We start from the raw sequence: 23,189 nt of genomic DNA on the forward strand, positions 1-23,189 counted from the left end.
GTACTGCTTACTGTGGAAGAGTAGGTCGCCGCCTTTTTTGTACTGATGATACTATCAGTATTGTAAAGACCCAATCAAACGATTGGGTCTTTTTTATGACATTATTTTAGAAAATCTAACCACGCCTTTGGCGTGATTAATAAAAACCCTTTGCATCCTTTGTAAAGGGTTTTTTTGTTTTTAATGTAAAAGGAAAGGAAACTACATCAAGAATTTCTTCCGTTTGTAATTTCCTTAATTTCCCAATTAATAGCACTTTTAATATTATTCAATCACTAACTTTTTAGTGATATTTCCATTTGCTGTTTTTATCTTTAACAAGTATAGACCTGTATCTAAATGTCTTATTTCAATAGTTTTACTTTTTGATGATGTTAAAACATTTTTTCCTAAAACATCATAGATTTCAATAGTTTCAATTTCTACATTTGACGACACACTAAATGTTTCAGAAGTAGGATTTGGATATAAAGACACATAATCTATGCCTTGTTCTAAGGTTTCAGTACTTAATGTGCTAAAGGAATAGCTTTCTTGCCCCATCTCAAACCCTGCAAAGTAATCTTGGGTTGTGGTGTTATCTATGTTAGAGTTATAAAAACTATTAGCAGCACCACTAAGGCCTATGGCAATTGGGTCATCGTTAGGTAGTAATTCCATCTGACCAATAGTTGGCATATTACTGATATCAAAAGTTAACAAAGTAATTGGGTTCCCCGTTGTGTGGGATAGAATGGTTTGTCCTGGTGGTAAGACCAATACAAAGGCATCTCGGGTGCCATCTCCGACTCCAAGACCTGTTAATTGTATTGCAGTTACTTCAGTGAGATCCCAAGTTCTTCCATTGAACTGGGTAAGATTTTCAACATCAGCATCTCCTTCGGGTAGCATAAGTGTGAAGCCAACATCTGACAAATCCGAGTCTGTAACATCGAAATCTGGAATGGCAACCACTGAAAAGTTATAATCAGAATTGTGCACAATACCAAAGGTATAGCCCTGAGCAATTGTAAAATTAATTGTCAGGAAAAATAAGAGTAGAAAGTAAAAGTTTTTCATAATTGTAATATTTAATTATTATTTGTTTCTGGTACAGTTCCGTTAATTGTGTAGGTTATAAACCCTAATGCGTTATTAGGGAAGGCAAGAACGTTGTCTTTTATTATATTACTATCGCTTCCAGCGCCTGAAAATCGGGCAATACCGTTGAGATCAATGTCGTGGATGAGATAGCCTTGTGATGAAAATGTGATAAAGTTTAATACATTGGCTGGATCAGTAAGTACCATGTCTTTAATGGTATTTGTGTCGTTATTGGTCCCTGAGAATTTAATGGTATTAGTAGTTGTAATGTCACCAGACCAGAGCGCCATTTCTCCAGAGCTCAGTTGAACTCTAGCATTAGAACCACTAGTTATAAAATCATTGTCTGAAAAGTCCACAACTGTTGTGCTTTCTTTTAATCCAATAGTATTTTGGCTCATCGCTCCCAAATGGTTTCTGTGGTTAATAACGACATAGTAACTCTTAGGTGATGCACTCATCATTAAATTAGAAGCGCCATCTGTAGTTACCACATCTCCATCTCTTTGTAACAACGCGGATTTACCATTTGAAAGAATCGTATTATCTAAATAAGACCGTAACTCCACCCAAACCCAATCTACAATAGCATCATTACCATCTGTGTTAAAAACTGACACATCGCATGTTGCATTATCTAAATAAGGACTCGTTGTTGGTATGTATACATTAGTTCTAAGGTGGTCATTCATTAAACCTGCATTTTCAGGATTTAATAAGGGGCCTTGAAGAAGTACTTTAGGACTGATTAACACATTAAAGGGTTTAGTGATAAACCCTTCTGAGATGTTTACTGAGGCTGTACTCAACTCACTAACATGCACTTCGCCAATTGTATAATTTACTTCAATACCAGATTGGCTGGCATTTGCTCCGCCGCTGTCTATAGAAAATTTTTCTATAGATTGTGCTGTTACGCTTAATTGTGCAAAGAGCAAAGTCAAAGGCAGAAAGCGTTTATATCCTTCTCGATACATCCAGACATTTTTCACGAAAGTCTGGACACTCGAATTGACGTTATTTCTTAAACTATATAGTTTGTCCATTGGTTTTTAGTTTTTTGCTAATTCTATATGAGATATTTTGGATTGTTTCTCTAAAGCTTCAACCCTATCTAGTAACGCTTGTAATACCTCTGTTTGCTTTGTATTAGTTTGCTCCTGGCTTGTTATCACTTGTTTTTGATTGTCTATAATAGCTTGTTGCTCTTGTATGGCTTTTATTAAGACAGGTATGAGTTCGGTATAACTAATACCCAGAGTTTTTTGTTCATCATCTTGCGCATTTACTATTTCTGAAATGATGGGCTGTACCTCTTGAGCGATTAAACCTAAGGACTTCTTTTCGGTCTCTCTATTTTTCCAGTTGTAGATTTTTGGTTGTAGTAGAAGTATTTCGTTTAAACCATAGTTTATAGCTGTGATATCCTTTTTAAGGCGGCGATCTGAGTTTTGAGTTAAAGTACCAGCGAGTGTCGCGTTGCCTGTTTCGCTTACCTCAAAAATTTCGCTACCATCACCTGCTTTAATTTCAAATTGTCCGGTTTCATTATTATCGTAATCGAGAAAAACCGAAACAGCATCGTAACTACGTAAAAAGATGTCGCTACCTGAATAATTTGGATCTGAGGATATAATACCATCGTCACCAGTGGCCGTACTACCGGTTGTACCACCCAATACAATATCTGGGTTGGTATCGTTTCCTGTTGATGCAAAAACACCTCCAGTATCTCCAATAAAAGCACCTCCAAAAATTAAGCTACGAGCAAAGACTCCACTATTGCTAGCATCTAAAACTGAAATACCACTCCCTCCAGGATTTAAAATCTGAATACCAGTACCGACAGAATTTAAAATCTGAATACCAGTACCGCCTGGATTATTTACTTGAACACCATCATCTGAAGAGTCTGAACCAGGGTTGATTATTAAACCCGTACTTGTACTGTTAATGGTGTGTTCTCCACTTTCAAGAATCGAGAGGGCATTAGATCTGCTGAAACTAGTGCCATTACCCACTTGAAATAGGGAAGTTGTCGTAGCGGTGTTATCATTGTATTTTCCGACTACTGTTCCATTTATATCGTCAGCTATTGTTCCTAAACCTATTGCAGTAGAGTTTTCAGCAGAGGCTGTTGTAGCGTTACCCATAGCTGTAGATGATTCGCCAGAAGCATTGGTGTCATACCCTGTGGCTAGTGAGTATATTCCGGTTGCCTCTGATAAAGCTCCAATTGCTGTAGATATATTTGTAGTCGCTTTGGTCCCAAATCCCATGGCTACAGAGCCATTGCCTGACGCTAAGGTTTCGATTCCAGCAGCAAATGAGTTACTTCCAGATGCTCCCAAAGTAGAACTAGTTGCCAGATTATTAATGCTAAAATCAATGGCATTGGCACCAATATTTCCATAATATGCGGGATCTTTCCCAATAAGTCTCCAGCCAGTGCCGTTTCCTTCATCTATAGCTTCTAAACCTGTTGGCGAAGCCCCAGAACCACCGCCTGCGTAATTGGCATCTGCATATTCTTTGGTGATTAATGCTTTTGGGTCTGTGATTTCGGCAATGTCAAAAGAAGGTGCGAGAATTGTTCCATCCTCATCGATATTAAAGGCGTTAGATCGTGTCGTAAAAGTCCCGTTTCCTACCTGGAATAAGTACGATGACGATATTGTATTATCGTTATATGCACCAAATACAGTCGCGTACTCGTTGTCTGAAATGGTATTGAAACCAAAGGCCACAGATCCAAAAGCAATTGCACTGTTATCCAGACCAATGGCTACAGCTCCATCTGCAGAAGCAGAGGCACCACTTCCCATAGCGGTAGCTGCATAGCTAGATGCTGTGGTAAAGTTTCCTAATGCTGTAGAACGATTACCCGATGCTAAAGTATTTACACCTGAAGCAAAGGCATATTCACCTGTAGCACCATTTGTATCAGTATTCTGTTGACTAGTACTAAAGTCAACAGCACCAATATTAATAGTGCCATAAAAAGCTTCATCCCTACCGGTAAGACGCCAACCTAGTCCATTACCTTCATCTATAGCTTCTAGCCCTGTTGCTGAAGTTCCGTTAGCCTCTAAATATTCTTTTGTAATTAAGGCTTTGTCATCCGTTATCTCTGCAATATCAAAGCTTGGTGCTGTTATTGTACCATTTGCTTCAATAGTAAATGCGTTAGACCGGTTGGCATTATTTGTCCCATTTCCGACTTGGAATAGTGATGTTGTTGTAATAGTATTATCATTATAGGCTCCGACTACCGTTCCATTTTCATCATCGGCAATTGTAGAAGACCCCATCGCTGTAGAAGCTTCTGCAGAGGCAGTAGTAGCATTTCCCATAGCAGTAGAAGCGCTTCCAGAAGCCGTAGTAAGATTTCCCATAGCAGTTGATTGAAAAGCTGTAGCTTCTGTTTCGAACCCGAAAGCTGCTGAATCAGAACCTGAAGCAATCGTGTTTAATCCTGCAGCAAAAGAATACGAGCCTATAGCTCCGTGAGAACTACTAGGTTCAAAACTACTACTTAGATCAGTTGCGCTACGGCCAATATTTCCATAATTAGCAGGATCTCTATCGATTAAACGCCAGCCAGTACCAAAACCTTCATCAATGGCTTCTAACCCTGTTGCTGAAGTTCCGTTAGCCTCTAAATATTCTTTTGTAATTAAGGCTTTGTCATCTGTTATCTCTGAGATGTCAAAACTAGGTGCTGTAATGGTTCCGTTTAGGTCAACATTAAAGGCGTTGGATCGGTTTGCAGTATCTGTCCCATTTCCTACTTGAAATAGAGAAGTTGTACTAGTTGTGTTATCATTATATAGTCCAATCACTGTTCCATTATCATCATCAGCTACTGTTTTATTGCCTATTGCCGTAGAATTTTGAGCGGATGCTTCAGTACGCCATCCCATTGTGGTAGAATTTTGTCCAGATGCTGTAGTAGCATTCCCCATAGCAGTTGACCTGTCTCCAGAGGCTATAGTAAAGAGACCCATTGCAGTAGATTGGTTACCAGAAGCTTCTGTTCCATTTCCTAAAGCTATAGTTTGGGCTTCAGAAGCGATGGTGTTAATTCCTGCGGCAAAAGAATAAAGACCAGATGCTTCAGTTTGGACACCAATAGCTACGGAAGTTGAACCAGTAGCTCCAAAAGTATTGCTAGCAATATCACTTCGGCTTAGGTCGATAGCATTACTACCGATATTTCCATAATTAGCGGGATCTCTATCGATTAAACGCCAGCCTAGTCCATTACCTTCATCTATAGCTTCTAGTCCTGTTGCTGAAGTTCCGTTAGCCTCAAAATATTCTTTTGTAATTAGGGCTTTGTCATCCGTTATCTCTGCAATATCAAAACTAGGTGCTGTTATAACACCATTGGCATCTACGTTAAAAGCGTTGGACCTATTATTTATACCTACGCCATTTCCAACTTGAAAAAGTACATTGTCTAATTCTGTTTGATCATTAAACTCACCAACAACAAAAGAACTAAGATCATCAGCAATTAAATAACTACCTATTGCAACGGATTGATTTTCAGTTGCCCTAGAAGATGTTCCCATAGCGATTGATACACCTCCAGATGCCGTGTTATAATCACCTAAGGCGATTGAACTTATGCCAGACGCAAAATTTCTTTGACCCATAGCAACACTGGTTGAGCCAGTGGCAAAATTGGTATTACCAGCCTGAAAACTATAATCACCAATTGTAGCCTCTGGTAATTCTGATAAACCAAGTAAGGCTGGATCCATATCGGTGTTCATATCCACACTGCCATTTCCTAAAGTTGACCAAAGATTAGGGTCTGTACCTATTAAACGCCATGCAGTTCCATTACCTTCATCAATGGCTTCTAGCCCTGTTGCTGTACTGCTATTACCAGAAGATTCCGCGTAAAGCGCATAAGGCACTGTTTTAAACTCAGTCGTACCCATATCTACAAGTCCAGCACCGATATCGATCTGAACGTTTAAAAAATGGGTATCGTCTCCCCAATCTAATGCAGCAAAATCATCTGCAGTTGTACCCTCACCAATATTGACGATAATAATACCGTTATCATCCGAGAGTGGGGTATGGGTTTCTTGATAGACCAAAGTCTGGGCTGTACCTTTTAGGATCATAAACTGTACGTCTATGGTCTGGTTGGCTACGACGTTGCCTAGGTTGTCCTTAACGATTGCTTTGTAGTTGATGCCATTTTGTGCGTTGCTTACTGAGAAGAACAGCACACATATTAAAAGCGATATGTATAATTTTATAATTTTCATAGTATTGTGTTTAAAGGATGAATTTTTAGATTTTTCATAATTTTTATTCAAAAGGAATAGAAACTCTTTTTTTACTTAGAGCTACACCCTTTTACTGGTTTACTATAATTAGTTTTTTAATCAGACTTCCATTTGGTGTCTCTATTTTCATCAAGTAAAGCCCACTGTTTAGCTGACTGATGTCTAACAACGTTGAATTTTTATAGGTCTTTACCAATTTTCCGACTACAGAATAAAGTTCAACATTATGAATATTAATACTTGAGTTATGAATAATTTCAACCTGATGCGATGCTGGATTTGGTGACAGTGTAACGGATTCACTTCCTGTTAATTCATCTAAGCCCAAATTATCCACGATTGCTGTAGAAACAGTGTTGGTAATAATTGGTGCGTTAAAATCAAAAAAGATATAGGCTTTGTTTTCTATGTTATCGCCAACCTGTACATTGGGTTTAGGTTTAATCCTAAAACTTACATGGCCATTACTGCCTTCTTCATCTACGCTTTGGTACGGTAGATTTATGTTGTCAAAAATAAAATTGATTTCTTCTTCATTTTTTAATTCTAATCGATAATCATGACTGGAATTAATGCGTTGAAAAGTCGTCCAATCTAACTTATCACTGATGGTATCCGTGATTTTAACATTAATAGCATTGGCCGTTCCCACATTTTGAAAACGAATTTTATAATCTAAATATTCATCAATATTATCAATTGAAATTTCATCGCCCTGTGTCACGAGTTTGTCATTGGGGTCGAAAGAATTCACTACAGTTTGCTCCAATATAGCCGTGTTGTTTTGAGGAGTCAAATCATTTGTATTTGGACTGACATCAGCGGTAAGGGTAAGTTTGTCCCCACTATTTAAACCAGGTGGTTGCACATTGAGTAATGTGAAATATAAAACTTCAGAATCAAAGACTGGTAAATTAGATAGTGTAAATACTATTGAATTAGATGTTGTGCTACTTGGTGCTTGGCTAGCTGAAACAAAACTTTGTTTGGCTGCATCAAAACCTACAACAACCTCAACATTTGAGACTGATTCTGTCCCTTTATTAGATACAACAAGCTCATAAATAGATTCAAATCCTGGTATCGCAGCATTTACTGGGAAGAGGTTTACACTTAAGTCCTCAATATTCTGGTTGGCAGTAATACAAAAATCTATGTTGTCTTGTATTTCATTGGTACCTGAAAAAGTCACCGTTTGACTTGGTGGTGAGACACTGAAATAGTATGGTAAATGTAAAATTAGACTTACATCGTAAGACCCTTGAACCTCGTTAAAAGTATAATTTCCGTTTTGGTTAGTTAGCGTACTTACAATTTCTTGTCCATTATCTATGCTAACTATTAGTTGATGTGCATCTTGATCGTTTTCATCACAACCATCTCCAATATCATCAAACTTTACGTTCCCTCTTATATAGTTTAAATTACAATCACTACCAAGGTCTGAAACAACATCCAAATTATCAAAATTCCAATTGAGCTCATCCTGTAAATATTGAAGAGTAAGAAGATTGCAAAACTCAAGTCCATCGGCATCTAAAGAAGCATTTTCAATGTTGAGTTGTGCAAAACGGTCTAATAACAAATCAAAGTTTTGAATGTCCATTGCACTGTTAGCAATAAATTGACCATAATTAATTACATTAAAGTCCCAAAAAGACAAGTCTTGGTTAAATACAGAGTTATTAAACATACGATTAATAAAATTTACTGAGGATACATCCCAATTGTCTAAAGGTTGATTAAAAGCTTCTGTGTTTTGAAACATATATGCCATAGTAAACACATTAGAGACGTCCCAATTATTTAAAGGTTGGTTAAAACTATTGGTATAACGGAACATAGATTCCATATCCGCTACATTGGACACATCCCAATTGTCTAAAGGTTGATTAAAAGCATTTGTACTTTGAAACATTAAGCTCATATCCGTTACATTAGATACATCCCAATTATTTAAGGCTTGGTTAAAAGCGACTGCTTCCAAAAACATCTCTCTCATATTTGTTACATTAGACACATCCCAATTGTTTAAAGGTTGATTGAAAGCAAATGCCAGTGAAAATATACTTCTCATATTGGTTACATTAGAAACGTTCCAGTTGTCCAGAGGTTGGTTAAAGGTTGTAGCGCGATTAAACATATCTTCCATATCTGTTACACTGGAGACATCCCAATTGTCTATAGGTTGATTAAAAGCATCTGCTCCAAAAAACATCCCTTTCATATTTGTTACATTAGAGACGTTCCAACCGTTTAAGAGTTGATTAAAAGCGTTTGCATTTGAGAACATAAGCCACATACTTGTTACATTAGACACATCCCAAGTGTTTAAAGCTCCGTTAAAATTATTAGCTTGATTAAACATAGAGGTCATATCCGTCACATTAGACACATCCCAGTTATCTAAAGGGTGGTTAACGCTTTCAGCATTCAAAAACATCTCACTCATATCTGTTACATTGCTTAAATCAGGCGTGTCTGAAGCATTTATTTCCAAAAAAATACAGTCCTTAAAAGCCTTTGCCATAGATTGCCACTGAATATCGCCCCATTGTTCTACAGACTTTAAGTCATCGTTATCATTGTTGAGAGATAATAAAAAACCATTAATAGAGGGGAAGTCTCCAGAAATCTTTACTGTATAAATGTCTGGAGTGGCATAGGTATGAGTAGTATTTCCGGTTTGGTTGTTTAATATTGTGCCATCGCCAAAATCAACAGTGTAGTTATAAACATAATTTGCTGGATTTGTTGGAATAGTAATAGTAAGATCAGCATTGGATGCTTCCCAAGTTGTAATAAACTCATTTTGTGCCAGTAAAGCACCATTAACAAAAAGCAAGAGAGAAAGTAATAGTGTTTTGTACATAATTTTTATTTTAATTGCTGATAACATTTTTAACATTTAAGCAGAAAAGGACTCATACGCTCATTTTATTAATCAAACTCTGAGCAATCCACTTCTCTCCATTCTTGAGCTGCTTCTTGTATTGCATCATATTGGTCTATAACCTGAGGACAGGTTTCGATTTTTTCTATAAGTTCTAAGGCTTTAGTTCTTAGGGCTTCACAATTGTTTTCGGTTTGGTTATTGAAAAAAATGTCTGTGGCTTCAGAATATTCAGCGATGATCTCGTCTAATCCATTACATTCTGTAATAAGTTCATCTTCAGGACTGTCATCGCCACTAGAGCAGCTAATTGTTACTAAGGTGGCGCATGCAAATACGAATGTGATACATGTTTTTACGGTTTTTATCATCATCTTGGTTTTCATTTTGTATTGATTTTAAAGTGTTGATTTAAGATTTATGTTGTTGCTTATTTGAAAAGATTTTCAAACTCCAGGTCTTTAACCGCCTCCCAGATGTCATCTCTTTTGAGGTTAGATGTTATTGTGGTATAAATGCGATTGTTATAGAAAAACAGAATTCGATATTCTTTAATTAATTCTTTATAGTATTCTCTGGCTATGATGTTATTTTCTTTAACCGTTTTGGTGTACCCTGTGGGGACATCCCTGTCTAAATTTTCGATGGCAATCTTATGTGCGGGCGCCACTAATTGAGAGCCTCTTGTACCAGCTCCATCAATGATATTTAGCTTAAAATAGTTGTCTCCATTTTTGAAGTTGACGTTTAACGTGGCAAAATCTTCATAGGCATTTATAACAAGGTCTTCTTGATTTAAACCTGCTATGTTTGAAGGCAACCAGTCCTTAAACTCCGTTTCACTAAGCGGGGATAGGTTTTTTAACACTTCTGCATTTTCTCGCCAGTTTAATTGAGGTTTTTCTTCCGCTTCTGAGCCAGAGGGCTCTTTGTTTTGTAATGCTGTTGTTTCTGTATCATTAGTGTCCATAGTTGTTGCATTGTCTTTACAGCTTAGTGTAATGGACACTACAATGAGGATGGCTAAGTAATTATGTATAGCTTTCATGTTTTAATAGCTTTTATTGTTCAAATAGTATAAATTTTGCGTCTTGGGGAATAGCCTCGATTGTTGACATAACTGTTTTTAGAGGTCTTATTTTTTCACCATCGACATAAGTCTCGGCGACTTCTATCTTCACTAAGTTCCAGCCTTTTTTAAGGTTGATATTGTAGTCAACAATTAGCTCTACAATAGTTTTCATATCCATGGTATAGCTTTCGGATTTGCACGTGCCATTAACAGAGGCATCTTCTTCTACATAAAAGAAATTAACGTAGTACCCTTTTACAAAGTCCTTTTTACCTAAAGAAAAGTAACTGTCGCTAAATGCCATAGAGCTTGCAATTCGAAATTGACCATAAAGTTCTTGAGCCTCTAAGTCCCCAGCATAAAAAGTACTACCTCCTGTTAATTTTTGTATGTTAATGTCGCCGTTTTTAACCTCTACAAATTCTGGGTCACAGTAAAATGATTTAGCGACCGTAGTGCTAATAATATTTATGTTACTTCTTTCATTTTCCTTTTGTAAAGAGGCTTCTATAGCATCTGCTATTTCGTCTTTTAACTCTATTTGTACATGTCCTTTTTCTGATACTTTGCCTACGATAATAGGGTCGGAGGTAGGCAGAAGAATTTCAGCTTGTTTGTTTTCCCAGTTATCAATGGTGCCTGTATAGGTGTTTTGGGAGCAGGATACATTTGCTAAAAAGATTACTATTAAAAGCGGTATATAATTTTTCATTTGATTTTTAATTTTTTTCCGTTTCACCAATAGTTTTGAGTAGAACACTCTTTTTTGAGGTTTTTAAGATCTCTAAATCTTGTGTCATAAGATTGAATGTGTTACCAGTTTCAAAATGATCCCCTGGTAAGAAATGATCTCCAGGTAGAAAATGATCTCCAGGTAAGAAATGGTCTCCAGGTAAGAAATGGTCTCCAGGTAAGAAATGGTCTCCAGGCAGAAAATGATCCCCGGGGAGGAAGTGATCTCCGGGTAAATAAGGACTTGTGGTATTTATGGATATTACCGAGTTTTGTACTGGCACCACTGAATAATTACCGTAAAGCATAGCCTGATAAAATGTTGCACTAGGATATTTTGCTTTTACCGTCTCTGCATCTTTCATGGTCTCGTATAATTCCATGTTGATAACTTTTCCTGTTTCTTTATCTGCAATAACAATTAGTTTTGTTGCATCGGTTTTTGGATTAAGCGCGTTTTGTAAGTCGATATTTGCAATTGCCGACCTCCTTTCGTTTTTATCCGAGGTATATTCAGTAGCTCCAATGGAAAACATTGTGGGCTTAATTGGAAACCTTGGAATAATAAAAATTTGCTCATCATCTATAAATAACTTAACGTAACCCTTATCGTAAGTGAGTTTTATATGCCTCCACGTTTCACCGAAAGTTTTCCTCTCTGCATCATATAAATTTTTTGGATGTTCGTAGTTAGAGAATTTTTCTATTTGCATTGCAGTGGGGTTGACAATCCTGGTTTTTGCGCCGTTTCTCCCAATGTTGATTGGTACCATCCTCGTATTCCCAACATGGTAGTTAAAGCCATTCCATAAACGGATTTGGTAATGCTGGTAACTCATTTTTTTGTCTTTTTCAAAAAAGGCATCGAACTCTATTGTAAAGGTGTCGCCTAAATAATTGTCTATTTTATCATCGACGATTGGTTTAATAATGGCCTTGTTAGCTATATCTATGACTTTTTGACCTTGTATTGCGTTGACTGCCACAGATCCATTAACGACATCCCAATTTCTTGGCCATTCCCCAATAGAGTCGTTTGCTAAATTGTCTCGGAAATTTTGTGCACCTAAAGCGTAACCAGTAAAGAGTATAAATAGTAATAAGGCAAATTGCTTTAAGCTCGAATAAATGGTATTGTGTAGCGCTTTCATGATTTTGTTTATTTTGGAATGAATATTTGTTTTTTTAGGGTTTAGTTATTTGATAACTAATGTTTAACCTAGATTTCTAAACTTTTATGTCTAAATATTTTTAAACCATTCTTCAAACTTTTCCCCGAGAATAGGAACTGGTTTTTGCTTTTCGTTGATGGCATTGATCAGCCCCATAATCCACATATAGGTCAACACAAAAATTCCGACTAAATTGATAATCCAACCTAAAATGGGCACTAAACCAACGGCACCCAGAGCAAAGGCTACAAGTATCAGTCCTAGCGATTGCTTTATATGGTATTTTGCGAAGGGATTATTCTTGTCATTATTCATTATAAAGGCTATGATTAGACCAAAAATGGTGATGTAAGCTATTATAGCTGTCGTCTTGCCTTCACTTGTTTGTATTTTAGAATTTGTTGTTTCCATAGCGTATGTTATTTAATAGCTTTTATGTTATGTGTTACTCAATTGTTCGATTCGCTTTTTTTAAACTTTAAGGTTTTAACGACCTCATTATTAAATGTGAGCTTTAGTTGATAATTACCCGGTCTTAGATGATCGATGCCCATAAAAATTGTTGTGTCCTCTTCTTTATTGGACTTTGGTTTTATGACCTTCATAACTGATGGTTGTTAACGTGCTTATTTAAACTCCGAATTGTAAGAATCTTAATTCCGAATAATGGAAATAAAACCTTAATGTCCCATTCTCTAAGTAATGGTGAGTGTAAATGTAGTTTCCTAAATTATAGCTGTACTGTGTATATGTTTCAAAGTATTGAACATACGTTGCGTTAGAGCTTAAGTGTAGTATTTATGCGGTTTTTCTGTACTCCTCTGGCGTACAGTTGTATTTTTTCTTGAAGCATCTTAAAAAATAGGAAGGAGAATTAAACCCAATTTTATAGGCTATCTCATTGATATTGTCATCAGACCTTTTTAACAATCCTTCTGCCAGCTTAAGTCGTTGGTATCTTAAATATTCTGTGGTTGATTTTCCTGTGATGGACTTTAATTTTCTGTGAAGATTAGTACGGCTTATGCTCATTAATTGTGCTAGACGCTCTGCGGTTAGTTCTGGGTCGGTCAATTTATCATCTAACACCTCTTTGAGCCGTTTTAAGAAGCGGTTTTCTGAGTTGGAGAATTCTATATTTGGTGTTATGGAAAGGATGTCACCATAGTATTTTTCTAATATTTCATGATTCTTCAGAATTGCATTTAACCGTGATAGGAGAACTTTTGGATCAAAAGGTTTAGTGACATAGGCATCGGCACCCGATTGAAAGCCCTCAATCTCTGCTTGTTTGCCGACTTTTGCTGTGAGCATTATAAACGGAATATGACTTGTTAATGGATTTGCTCTAAGTTTTTGACAAAAAGTAGTACCGTCCATTATAGGCATCATTATATCACTGATAATGACATTAGGAAGTATTTTTTCAGCAATTTTAATGCCTTCCATTCCATTAGTTGCTGTCTTTACGTTATAGTATTTTGAAAGTATTGACACCAATAGATTTTTAATTTCAGTATCGTCCTCAACTACCAGAATAGTCTTAAGAGATGACTTGTCTTCATTTAGGGTAAGATCCTCGTGACCGTCTTCTATGGATATGGTTTCAATTTTTTCATCTTGTCTATAGCTGCTTTCCTCTATGGGTAGGGATGCGGTAAACTGTATTGAATGTTCATTGAGGTTATTGACCACAATATTGCCTCTATTTAAATCAATGAGCTCTTTAACCAGAGCGAGGCCAACTCCCATACCTTCGGACTGATGATTATCTTGGTAGAATCTATTGAATACCTTATTCAATTCAGTTTTGCTAACATTTAGGTTTTTATTGATTACTGTCAGTACGGCCTGGCCATCAATATTATTGGCTTTGAAAACAATTTTTGAGTTTTCGGGTGAATATTTTATGGCATTGTTAAGTAGGTTAGAAAGTATTTTTTCGATAATATCCTGATCAAACCATGCCAGATCCAGACCATTGATTTTACTTTCTATATCAATGTTTTTTTGTCTCGCTCTATACTTAAATGCTTCAATGAGTTGTTTAAGTAACTTACTTAAGTTTCCTTTGGCGACTTGTATTTTGAGTTGTCCAGTATCTACAAGCGCTAGGTCACTCATTTGATCTACCAAATTCATTAACCTTTCAAAATTTTTCTTTATCAGTGTTAGGTCCTTTTTATAATTATTTGGTATGCCTTCAAGATTTAATTGATTATTTATGGGACCATTAGCTAAGGTTAAAGGTGTTCGGATTTCGTGAGATATGTTAGTATATAACTTGGATTTAAAATCACTGAGCTGTTCTAATTTCTCTCGTTCGGAATGTTCTAATGCGAGCTCCATTTTTAACTTCCAACGTGTTTTAAAATAATGGATGACTATATATACTAATAGAATCAGTAAGATTGTATAAACTGATATGGCGTAGTTTGTTAAATACCATGGTTTAGCAATTGTAAAGGAAAATTCAGCAGGTTGGTCATTCCAGACACCATCGTAATTACTTGATTTTACTTTAAAGGTATAGTCGCCAGAAGGCAGGTTTGTATAATGGGCTGTATTTGAATTGCCTGCTTGCTGCCATGTATTATCATGATTCTCTAGCTTGTAAACATATTGGTTTCTATCTGGTTGTGAGTAGTGCAGACCAGCAAATGTAAATGTTACGGTATTGTCATTGTACCTTAAACTTTGACCTTGAGTTAGTGGTTGCTCTTTAGTAAAGATTTCAAATCTTGTGAGTACAGTTTTAGGTACAGAGGTATTGAGGGTAAGATTTTTTGGCTTAAACCAGTTTAGCCCTTCAACACCACCAAAGTATAAAGTACCGTTTTTATCTTTAAAATATGCACCAGTATTAAATTCTGAAGCTTGTAAACCATCGTAGTTACTATAGTTTGTAATATCCTCTGACTGAGGGTTGAATTTTGAAAGCCCACGATTAGAACTGAGCCATAGATTACCGTTACTATCTGGTAGAATGCCATAAATAACATTATTAGCCAGACCATTTTCTGTATTAAAGAGTTTTGTCTTTTTGCTTAGCAAATTGTATTCTAGAAGACCATTACCATTGGTGCCAACCCATAACATTTTATCCCCATCAAAGAATAGAGATTTGATTTTATAAGGAATGTTTGACACTATTTCTACTTTCCCAGTAGCTGTATCAACAATGTTTAAGCCTCCATCATCAGCGCCTACAAAAAGGGAATTGTTTGGGCCTTCTTCTATGACTCTAATATTATCACTGGTTAAAGATTGTTCTGTGGTACTATTGTATTGATTTATGACCCCTTTTTCTGCATCAAACTGAATCAATCCATTATTCCTAGTGCCTAACCATAATCGGTTCTGGCTATCCTTAAAAATATGCCATATGGTTAAAGCATCTAAAGCAGGGTTAGAATTGATGTTGAAATCCTTAAACCCCTTTTCATCGATTATTTGTAAACCAAACCCTTGATGTCCAACCCAAAGCGTATCGTCAATATATTTTAGACTCATAATCCGGTTGGAGGCAAGTCCAGAATTTTCAACGGTATAGGTCACAAAGCTATTTTTATTTGGGTTATACTTTGTTAAGCCTTTTCCAGACGTGCCTAACCAAATATTATCATTGTCATCTACAGTAATGCTTCTTATAACGTTTATGTTAATACCTTCAGCGACTTGGTTGTTAGTAATAACATTGAATTTAAAAAGGTGCTCATCGAAATAGCTGACGCCTCCACCATCTGTACCAAACCAAATCGTATTGTTATAATCTTCGTAAATGCATAATATATCTCTATAACTGATACTATTGGGATTATGCTTGTCTGGCAAGAAATGAATTTTTGTTTTAGTATTGAGGTCTAACAGCCATAACCCTTGCCCATAGGTAGCTATCCATAAGCGGTTTTGAGAATCGAAAAATAAATCCTGAATATTTAATGTTTGAGGAATTTGATTGAATGGTGATTCAACAGCCTGTTTAATTATGTTTTTGTATTTATCAAAAAGCCAGATGCCTTGCCCGTGTGTAGCAATCCAAAGATTATCTGATTGGTCTAGTTCTGCTGAGCTAAAATGTAAATCATTCCGCTCGCTGGCAATTTCAAAAAGGTGTTTATTTCTAATTTCAAAAATCGTAGTGTTAGAAATGCCAATGACTTTTTTATCGAGCTCTATAAATTGTTGTATTGAAGGCGAATTATCTGGTAATTGAATATTTAAAGTATCAACTTTGTTAGGTTGAAATGAATATATATTATTTGTAGAAGTACTTATATAATAGGTGTCATTAGAATCCTGAAAAATGGAATTCGCGTTATTGATATTCTTTACCACCTCATATGTGGCTGTTTTCTGATTATACTTTTCTAATTGACCTCCAGCGGTAATTATCCAAATAGAACCGTGTCTATCTACGTATATATTTCCTAATTTACTGTACGTTGGTCGGGTTATGTCATCAAAATGCTTTGGAAAGTAAACATATTCCTTACCGTTATATTTATTCAGTCCATCTTGTGTGGCAAACCATAAATATCCTATTGAATCTTGTGCGATACTTACAACACTATTCTGTGAAAGGCCTTCATCTACGCTCAGAGTATTAAATGAAAATTGGCTTGATGTCGTTGCTGTAAAATTTTCATTCAGATTTTGGGAATAGGAGAGTGGTACCATTAATACTAATACCAATAGTAAAGTCCAAATGTTTCGAAATTTTATACTCAGAGATACAGTAATGCTGTTAAACATATAATGCTGTCTTTATCTATTTAGTAATTAAAATGAGATTTGGTTAATGGTTTTTCCTACTTTTTTTTGCTTCAGAATTAAATTTTCGTTAAAATGCGTTAACTTCTATATTATTTCTAACACTAAATGAATAACAGACCAATAGACAGCAACCATTATGATATTGATCAAGATGGATTAAATGAACTGGGTCATATTTATAAAAAGCATAGAAAAGCTTTCATTGGTTTTGCTAAAAAGAAATATGGACTGAGAGAAAGTGAAAGCATTGATATTTATCAGGATGCGATTATTGCGTTGTACAGAAATATGAAGGCAAAAAAGACATTAGACTTAAAATCAAGTATTAAAACTTATCTTTTCGCAATTGGAAAATACATGATTATCAATAGTTTAAAATCAAAAAAGAGAGAAAAGCGTATATCCTTACAAAATTTGGACTTGCAGCGTTACGATGTGCCAATTGAGGAAAATCATAGTGGTGTTGACAAAATTCACCTAATGAGATTAAGAAAATGTTTGAGAGAAATTAGTCCTAAGTGTAGGGAGTTACTCAACCTATTATATTTTAATGGACTGACGAATACTCAAATAACAGAATTTTTGAATTACAGTAATACCAGTGTTTTAAAAACTAGGAAATCTCAATGCCTAAAAAGTTTAAGGTTAAAAATGAATTCGTATGGAAAATGATAACCTAAATTTCGATGAACTAATAGATGGCAAGTTGTTCGAGAGACTTTCTACCTTGGATGAGGAACGATTCAATAAGTTAATGGAAAGTAATGACGAATTTGTAAAAGAATTTAATGAACGTAGGTTACTTCAACACACTATCATCACTGAGGAAGATGAGGTTCTTAAATCCTATTTAAAGAAATTAGAAATTGAGCAGCAAAAGCCAAAATATCTAAAAAGGGCTTTGTTTACATCTGCGGCTGTATTGCTTGTACTCATTGGTATCTATTTTTATGACACTATTTATAACAGTAACGCAAACTTGTACAGTAGATATTATGGTACACCAGAAAATGTGATAACTCCCATAACTCGTGGGGTAACGGAAAATGATATATTGAAGGATGCCTTTATAAAATACCAAGAGGGAGATTATGCATCCACGCAGCTAAAATTAATAAATGCCTACGATCAAAGCAACCAATCCGAGCTGCTGTTTTATATTGCTATTACTCATTTAGAATTAAAAAATTATGATGAGGCCATAAAAGCATTTAAAGACCATATAAAACATAATGATGCATTGGCTGAAGATTCCTTATGGTACCTTTCCCTTGCTTATATAGTTAATGACCAGCCTAATCTTGCTATAGCTCATCTTGAAACCATAGCCAAAGACCAAGACAACCCTAGGTCATCTAGTGCAGATAAATTACTTAAAAGATTGCCTTAAATTTTTCTTTGATATAATAATTCCCCCACCAATTGTAATTATCAATAGGCTCAATAGAGCAATGGTCTTAGAGGAAAAGGTATTATGTTCAACAATAGCTTCTTTATTTCCAATGAGTACAATACCTGCCCAATAGTACGGGTGTTTGAGCTCAGACATTTGCGTATTATTAAGGTAGTCGATCTTTGCTTTTTTTAGTGCTTCAGCTTTATTATGGCCTTCCTTTAAATATTTGTAAAACCCTGTTATGATTTTTGAAGTTGAATAATCATCCACCTCCCATAGACTAACAAGGGTGCTTGGTACACCAGCAGAATGAAAAGCACGAGAGATACTTTTAAGACCATCTCCTTCAATATATTTTCCGGTTCCAGTGTCGCAAGCACTTAAAACTGCTAGACTGGCCGGTAAGTTTTCATTGTAAAAGCTGTTAATATAAAAGCGTTCATTGCCTAAACTAAAGAATGATGCTGAAGGGTCATTAGATACTTCTGCATGTAGAGCAAAGTGTAGCATATCGTAATTTTTAGCTTTTGTGAGAAGACTATCTGAGGAAAAATCGCGATGTACATGGGTTTGAAAATATTTTGAAATGGCATCTATTTCTTTCGATACTGAGGGCAAGCTCTCTTGACCAGAATAATTGTGCGTAAAGAGACCTACCGAAGGAGAATTGACTACGTCTTGCTTTAATTGTTCTTGATATAGAAGTAAGGATTCTGCATAATTAATAGTAATCTCAGACATATTATTATTAATTTCTTCATTCCAGAAAATAATTTCAAAAGGAAAATTATTGAGCTCTCCATCAGCGATTATTGTAACGTTTTCATATTTGGAATTTGTGATATCTCTGGGTAGAAGGGTATTGAGCGAATGGATATTTGGTAATTCTGAAAGATGATCTTCAAAACCTCTATTGATTTCGCTTACGATATTTAGTATGTCATTAGAATTAGACAAGCTATAATAGCGGATGTCGTAAGTATCAATTAAAAATAAATGGATGGTATCATCAGACACAAAATACTTTAGTACGGCATCCTTTTTCCTTAATTTTTCCTGAAAATCAACTAAAGAAAAGTTTGGCTTACTATGAGAGGTGTAATTACCAAAATTTTCCCTAATGGCATCCTGTAATTTGTCTAAATCGGATGTTGCTTCCGAAAGTCTTATCCTCAAAGTATCAATATCTGTCGCTAAATAATCATCGTTATAAATGGTTTTATGATAGTACCTTACTAAATTGGTGAGGTCTTCCTCCCTGCTAATTAGGGAATCTGGAATTTCCCAGAGCGGCTTGGTTTGTTGGTACGTATATTTATACCAAGTTTGTTTGCCATAGTTGTTCTCAAGAGCTTCAAGAGTATTGGTAATGTCAGTTGTATTGCTCTCAGAACTTACATTTTGGAGTAGCTGAATCTTTATTTTACTATAAAGGTCAGATAAGGTCTGGGTGTATTCTGTTTCTAAATAAAGTTTATCAAAAATTTGAGATGCTAAATACCCAATGTTTTTTGATGCTGAAATGGATTTTTTGCCATGTAATTTCTGGGCATTTCTGTTTAAAAATGAAGACATATCGAGCAGGTAATCTACAACCTTTGTTGTGTAAATAGGTTTTAAAGAATCTATAGGAATTGACTTTTGAAACTCCTCAGCATTTTCCGAAATCGTTAATGATGAAAACGCCTTAATTGCGAAATCTTCTGCGGCCTTTAGGTCTCCCAAACCTTCATGTATTTTATACCCATTTGAATATAGAATGAACTTTTCTAAAGTTCTAAGCTCTTCAGCACCATTCAGTTCTTTCAAAATTGATGTTGCCGTTGGGTAGTCCTTATTTTTTACGAGTAATTCGAGAAGTTCAATCTTGTAAGGATTAGAATCTAAGTGAAATTCTTCCTTATAATAGTCCGCAACTTCAATAGCCTTTAGTAAATGTTCTTTTTTATCCTCGTAAGATGCTTTCTCAATTTTAAAATTATAATAATGGAATAATGCCTCATGTCGCACATCATATTTACCCAACAGTTTTTTATTAAGTAGGTAATCCCTATACTTATTTAAATAATCGTTCGCCTTTTTATAATTATCTATTTTTATGTAAAATTCAATAAAGTCTGCATATAGATTTAGAAATGCAGTCCTTTCCCTTTGCTCTTTTTCATTGACTTTAGCATAGTCGGGAGGGTAGCTTTCTATTAATTTTTTTTGTTTGAAAAGATAGCGCTCTGCTTCATCGATATCACCGTAATATGTGTACCATTTAGCGAGCCCAGAGTAACACTTCGTTTTAATAAAATATTCAAGAGTTGGCTCTGGGTCTTTACAATAGTTTTCCAATTCATTAAGTACATTGTATTCACTTCTTCGCATCCCCAATATTCTATAATTATCTGCAATGCGAATATTATTCATAGCTATGTCCCATTTTTCTTCAGGCCATTCTTCTCTATAAATAGCCATTGACTGGTCGTAAAACTCCAAGGATTTTTGGTAGTCACCTAATTGTTTGTTTATATAGCCTAAATCGTCTATTAATGCCAAACCGTCAGGGGTTTTAATCGATAAGGTATCTAAATAGTAATTTAAACAGAGTTTAGCTTCATTGTAGCTTTCTTTCCATTTTATAAGATATCCAAGCTGGTGGTATAAACGATTAGAAATCTGAAATTTAAAATAAGTATAACCTTCTAATGAGTCAATAATATTTTTGGCTCTATATGTAAACTCCAAGGCTTCGGAATGTTTAGATCGACCACCTTCAATTTCTCTAATAATACCATTGATATAAAACTGTCGCGCGTTTAGATAGGTTTGAAAAGTTGGAGTGTGTTGTTCTTGTTTAGCCATCAGAACATGCTGTAAGGCTTCTTTACTTTTGCCTAATCCTAAAATAGAATCAGAAATTTGCATATGGGTCTGACTAGAAATGCAAAAACTTGAGCATAAAAACAATAAGATTATAAATAGCCTAATACGCATATTTGTCTTAAAAATTTAGAATTGTAACTTTTATTAAAGTTACACCAAATTGAAAATATTTGAAATTTTAGGGATTGAATTTAAAAATCATTCATTCTTAAATTTAGCATTGTGACTTTAAAAAGAAATAAATTCTAATTTGAAATGATTTGGATTCAAGATAGAGACAGTACGATTTTATATAGCTTTTGCTTTGATGATTTGGTCACTCAAGTTTTTAAGAGATAAAATACAACCGAATTTACTAGATTTGATTTTCTGTTTTTGAATTACCGAAAAAGTGATTTATAAAAAACCCTTACTAAAATTATAGTAAGGGTTTTTTGTCTGCATTATCTAACTATAACAAACTTTTTAATAATACGCTGTTTACTGTTTTTGATAATTGCTAAATGAACACCTTGCTCATACTGCTTAGTAATGTCTACAATAACCTTTTCGACATTTTTCACTTTTTTATTAAAAAGTAGCCTGCCTGACATATCGTATATTTCTAATTCAGATTCTGTTTCAGCCAGTTTATCTATATCTATAGTTAAACTCGTTTTAGCTGGGTTAGGGTAGAGTCTGACACTATTTCTTTCACTTAAAACAGATGCCATTTCAGAGCAACTTCCATCAAAATCCCCATGGGATAAATGCCTTTCTCTTTGTTTTGCACTTACACATAGTTCTACTGTGTCCCCATTATTTTTTATGTGGCAAATTAAGAAGTCGTCTGGCCCACAAGGGTTGGCATTACATGTATTTGTGTCATCATCTGGGCAAGTATCGCACCCATCAGGGATGCCATCAGAATCAATGTCCTGAGTGTCATCAGCATCTGGACATAAATCTAAATCATCACAAACACCGTCGCCGTCACTATCTCCTGTTGCAGAATTTGGACACTCATCGCAATCATTAGGAGTACCATCATTGTCACTATCTAAATTATCATCAAACCCGGGGCATATGTCTAAATCATCACATACACCATCACCATCACTATCTGTATTGCATTGTAAATTGTTTATACAATAGGTAACTGGACTAAAACTAATACTCATGTTTGAAGACCCAGAACCATCACCTTGTTCATCAGTTAATGTTATGGTAAAAGATTGTACTATTCCTGAAATTTCTATCAAAATCGAATTTACATTTGTAGCACTGAAATTGCCAAGAGTATTATTTTGACCTAAACCATCAATATAAGTGACAGAGACTAACTCAATATATTGGTTAGATGGCTTTCCTTTTAATTTTTCATCTAAATCAAATATTGTAAATGATACATCCTGACTATCTGGTGGTAAGGTATATGTTGTGTTATTGGATCCATTACCCGAATGCGTTAATGGGTTCATAGGTATAGTGTCTGTATACTCTATACAATCATTATTTGTGTCTGGCGTGTCAGGATCACAATCATCATCGATACCATTGTCGAGTATCTCAGTTTGGCCAGGATTTACATTAGGGTTTGTATCATCACAATCTACATCGATATTAAATCCATCCCCATCAAGGTCATCATCAAGGGTCAGAGGATCACAATCGTCATCCAAGCCGTTGTAAGGTGTCTCGGTGTTACCAGTAAAGATGTTAGGATTGGTATCATCGCAATCGCCCTCGTTCTCTGTCTGACCATCGCCATCGTCATCAATGTCTAGAGCACTGTCTGGTGTTTCAGGATCACAATCATCATCGATACCATTGTCGAGTATCTCAGTTTGGCCAGGGTTGACATTAGGGTTTGTATCGTCACAATCTACATCGATGTTAAACCCAT

Annotated in this window: 15 protein-coding genes; 2 read left to right on the plus strand and 13 right to left on the minus strand. The window is 35.4% G+C overall.

Features of this window, described 5'->3' with window-relative positions; genetic code table 11:
- Positions 1 to 264 precede the first annotated feature (264 nt).
- The 11 genes from ACFEMA_RS14380 to ACFEMA_RS14430 form a co-directional block, all read right to left on the minus strand.
- Positions 265 to 1,059, minus strand: coding sequence for a T9SS type A sorting domain-containing protein (locus ACFEMA_RS14380; RefSeq protein WP_411768907.1), 795 nt, complete (start codon positions 1,057 to 1,059; stop codon positions 265 to 267).
- Between the two features lie 11 nt (positions 1,060 to 1,070).
- Positions 1,071 to 2,129 carry a hemagglutinin protein gene (locus ACFEMA_RS14385; protein ID WP_411768908.1) on the minus strand — a complete coding sequence of 353 codons (1,059 nt, stop codon included), beginning with the start codon at positions 2,127 to 2,129 and terminating at the stop codon, positions 1,071 to 1,073.
- A gap of 6 nt (positions 2,130 to 2,135) precedes the next feature.
- Entirely contained in the window at positions 2,136 to 6,371 is a 4,236-nt protein-coding gene (locus ACFEMA_RS14390; protein ID WP_411768909.1) for a tail fiber domain-containing protein, read from the minus strand.
- Between the two features lie 91 nt (positions 6,372 to 6,462).
- Positions 6,463 to 9,264: a BspA family leucine-rich repeat surface protein gene (locus tag ACFEMA_RS14395; RefSeq protein ID WP_411768910.1), complete on the minus strand. Its 2,802-nt coding sequence runs from the start codon at positions 9,262 to 9,264 to the stop codon at positions 6,463 to 6,465.
- Positions 9,265 to 9,332: 68 nt separating this feature from the next.
- Entirely contained in the window at positions 9,333 to 9,671 is a 339-nt protein-coding gene (locus tag ACFEMA_RS14400; RefSeq protein ID WP_411768911.1) for a hypothetical protein, read from the minus strand.
- Positions 9,672 to 9,715: 44 nt separating this feature from the next.
- Positions 9,716 to 10,333, minus strand: a complete 618-nt coding sequence (locus ACFEMA_RS14405) for a hypothetical protein (RefSeq protein WP_411768912.1) — start codon at positions 10,331 to 10,333, stop codon at positions 9,716 to 9,718.
- A gap of 13 nt (positions 10,334 to 10,346) precedes the next feature.
- The gene (locus tag ACFEMA_RS14410) at positions 10,347 to 11,069 is read right to left on the minus strand and encodes a hypothetical protein (RefSeq protein ID WP_411768913.1); all 723 of its coding nucleotides are present in this window, start codon (positions 11,067 to 11,069) and stop codon (positions 10,347 to 10,349) included.
- 7 nt (positions 11,070 to 11,076) lie between these two features.
- Positions 11,077 to 12,240, minus strand: a complete 1,164-nt coding sequence (locus ACFEMA_RS14415) for a hypothetical protein (protein WP_411768914.1) — start codon at positions 12,238 to 12,240, stop codon at positions 11,077 to 11,079.
- A 90-nt stretch (positions 12,241 to 12,330) separates the two neighbouring features.
- The gene (locus ACFEMA_RS14420) at positions 12,331 to 12,672 is read right to left on the minus strand and encodes a DUF4870 domain-containing protein (RefSeq protein WP_411768915.1); all 342 of its coding nucleotides are present in this window, start codon (positions 12,670 to 12,672) and stop codon (positions 12,331 to 12,333) included.
- Between the two features lie 38 nt (positions 12,673 to 12,710).
- Positions 12,711 to 12,866, minus strand: coding sequence for a hypothetical protein (locus ACFEMA_RS14425; protein WP_411768916.1), 156 nt, complete (start codon positions 12,864 to 12,866; stop codon positions 12,711 to 12,713).
- Positions 12,867 to 13,059: 193 nt separating this feature from the next.
- Positions 13,060 to 17,016, minus strand: a complete 3,957-nt coding sequence (locus ACFEMA_RS14430; RefSeq protein WP_411768917.1) for a two-component regulator propeller domain-containing protein — start codon at positions 17,014 to 17,016, stop codon at positions 13,060 to 13,062.
- 126 nt (positions 17,017 to 17,142) lie between these two features.
- Here ACFEMA_RS14430 and ACFEMA_RS14435 point away from each other — a divergent pair, with 126 nt between their 5' ends.
- Positions 17,143 to 17,709 carry an RNA polymerase sigma factor gene (locus ACFEMA_RS14435; protein WP_411768918.1) on the plus strand — a complete coding sequence of 189 codons (567 nt, stop codon included), beginning with the start codon at positions 17,143 to 17,145 and terminating at the stop codon, positions 17,707 to 17,709.
- A complete protein-coding gene (locus ACFEMA_RS14440; protein WP_411768919.1) occupies positions 17,699 to 18,427 on the plus strand; it encodes a tetratricopeptide repeat protein in 729 nt (242 codons plus the stop codon). Before ACFEMA_RS14435 ends, ACFEMA_RS14440 begins: the two co-directional genes overlap by 11 nt.
- On the opposite strand, the gene ACFEMA_RS14445 is transcribed toward ACFEMA_RS14440, so the two are convergent.
- Both ACFEMA_RS14445 and ACFEMA_RS14450 read right to left on the minus strand, forming a co-directional pair.
- Complete coding sequence (locus ACFEMA_RS14445) at positions 18,407 to 21,346, minus strand: CHAT domain-containing protein (protein WP_411768920.1); 2,940 nt, start codon at positions 21,344 to 21,346, stop codon at positions 18,407 to 18,409. The genes ACFEMA_RS14440 and ACFEMA_RS14445 overlap by 21 nt on opposite strands.
- A gap of 401 nt (positions 21,347 to 21,747) precedes the next feature.
- A partial coding sequence (locus ACFEMA_RS14450; protein WP_411768921.1) for a MopE-related protein occupies positions 21,748 to 23,189 on the minus strand: 1,442 nt, incomplete at its 5' end.

Origin of the sequence: Winogradskyella sp. A3E31, from assembly GCF_046720935.1 — a bacterium.
Classification (GTDB): Bacteria; Bacteroidota; Bacteroidia; order Flavobacteriales; family Flavobacteriaceae; genus Winogradskyella.

Bases quoted from the DNA above. Each gene is read 5' to 3' on its own strand.
- ACFEMA_RS14380 (WP_411768907.1), bottom strand. From the start codon at position 1,059: ATGAAAAACTTTTACTTTCTACTCTTATTTTTCCTGACAATTAATTTT.
- ACFEMA_RS14385 (WP_411768908.1), bottom strand. From the start codon at position 2,129: ATGGACAAACTATATAGTTTAAGAAATAACGTCAATTCGAGTGTCCAG.
- ACFEMA_RS14390 (WP_411768909.1), bottom strand. From the start codon at position 6,371: ATGAAAATTATAAAATTATACATATCGCTTTTAATATGTGTGCTGTTC.
- ACFEMA_RS14395 (WP_411768910.1), bottom strand. From the start codon at position 9,264: ATGTACAAAACACTATTACTTTCTCTCTTGCTTTTTGTTAATGGTGCT.
- ACFEMA_RS14400 (WP_411768911.1), bottom strand. From the start codon at position 9,671: ATGAAAACCAAGATGATGATAAAAACCGTAAAAACATGTATCACATTC.
- ACFEMA_RS14405 (WP_411768912.1), bottom strand. From the start codon at position 10,333: ATGAAAGCTATACATAATTACTTAGCCATCCTCATTGTAGTGTCCATT.
- ACFEMA_RS14410 (WP_411768913.1), bottom strand. From the start codon at position 11,069: ATGAAAAATTATATACCGCTTTTAATAGTAATCTTTTTAGCAAATGTA.
- ACFEMA_RS14415 (WP_411768914.1), bottom strand. From the start codon at position 12,240: ATGAAAGCGCTACACAATACCATTTATTCGAGCTTAAAGCAATTTGCC.
- ACFEMA_RS14420 (WP_411768915.1), bottom strand. From the start codon at position 12,672: ATGGAAACAACAAATTCTAAAATACAAACAAGTGAAGGCAAGACGACA.
- ACFEMA_RS14425 (WP_411768916.1), bottom strand. From the start codon at position 12,866: ATGAAGGTCATAAAACCAAAGTCCAATAAAGAAGAGGACACAACAATT.
- ACFEMA_RS14430 (WP_411768917.1), bottom strand. From the start codon at position 17,016: ATGTTTAACAGCATTACTGTATCTCTGAGTATAAAATTTCGAAACATT.
- ACFEMA_RS14435 (WP_411768918.1), top strand. From the start codon at position 17,143: ATGAATAACAGACCAATAGACAGCAACCATTATGATATTGATCAAGAT.
- ACFEMA_RS14440 (WP_411768919.1), top strand. From the start codon at position 17,699: ATGGAAAATGATAACCTAAATTTCGATGAACTAATAGATGGCAAGTTG.
- ACFEMA_RS14445 (WP_411768920.1), bottom strand. From the start codon at position 21,346: ATGCAAATTTCTGATTCTATTTTAGGATTAGGCAAAAGTAAAGAAGCC.